This is a genomic window from Streptomyces sp. LS1784, from assembly GCF_020103755.1.
Classification (GTDB): domain Bacteria; phylum Actinomycetota; class Actinomycetes; order Streptomycetales; family Streptomycetaceae; genus Kitasatospora.
In genome coordinates, this window is sequence record NZ_JAHSQD010001163.1 from 1 (window position 1) to 907 (window position 907).

At 76.6% G+C, this 907-nt stretch carries 1 protein-coding gene; it reads right to left on the bottom strand.

The window, feature by feature from the left end:
* Window positions 1-13: 13 nt before the first annotated feature.
* Window positions 14-652, bottom strand: a complete 639-nt coding sequence (locus tag KS423_RS46320) for a sigma-70 family RNA polymerase sigma factor (protein WP_224285637.1) — start codon at window positions 650-652, stop codon at window positions 14-16.
* Window positions 653-907: the final 255 nt, after the last annotated feature.

Genomic DNA, 907 nt, shown 5'->3' on the forward strand with positions numbered 1-907 from the left:
ACAGGCCGGCCCGTCAGCGGGCGGCCGAGGCCGCCCCGTGCTCCGCCGGTGCGTACCCGTGCTCCGCCGCCAGCACCGGGCGCAGCGCCCGGATCGCGTAGAAGTTGCGGGACTTGACCGTCCCCGGCGGCACCCCCAGCCGGGCCGAGGCCTCCAGCACCGAGCGGTCCTTGAGGTGCAGCTCGACCAGCACCTCGCGGTGGTGCTTCTGCACCCGGCGCAGCGCCAGCGCGATGTCCCGGGCCACCACCACCTGCTCGTACGGGTCGTCGGCGACCGGCCGGTCCTCCGTCGGCTCGCCGATCACCTCCTTGGCGCGGGCGGCGGCCATCCGGTAGTGGTCGATCGCGATCCGCCGGGCGACGGTGAACAGCCAGGGCCGGCTCGCCTCCGGCCCGGCCGCCAGGGCCTCCGGGTGCTGCCAGGCACGCAGCAGGGTCTCCTGGAGGATGTCCTCGGCCTTGCCGCGGTCCCCGCCGGTGGCCCGCAGCAGCGCACGCAGCAGGTACCCGCCGTGCAGCCGGTGGATCTCGGCGAGCGTGTCGGGGTCGAGGGTCGGACGGGCCTGGACGGTGGCGCCTTCCGGTGCGTCCACCGGACCCTCGGACGGCGGGGTGACGGACGTGGGCTGGGCGACGGACGGCTTCGACACGCGCTACCTCTCAGGTCGGGCGGGGGGCGCAGCACGGGCAGGGCATGCTGGGCACCGGCCGGACGTGCCCGGCGGTGGCTGCGACAGCACACTGCCGGAGGCCGCCAAGTCCGCACCAAGGATCCGCCAACGCCCCCGTCCGCGACACCCGGCCCGACCCCGAGTGCCGTCGTTGGCGGGCGCCGGCCGCTGTTGGCCGGTCGTTAGCGGCCGTGAGCCGCGGCGGTTCCGCCGCCGCCCCGTTCGGCGCCCGGC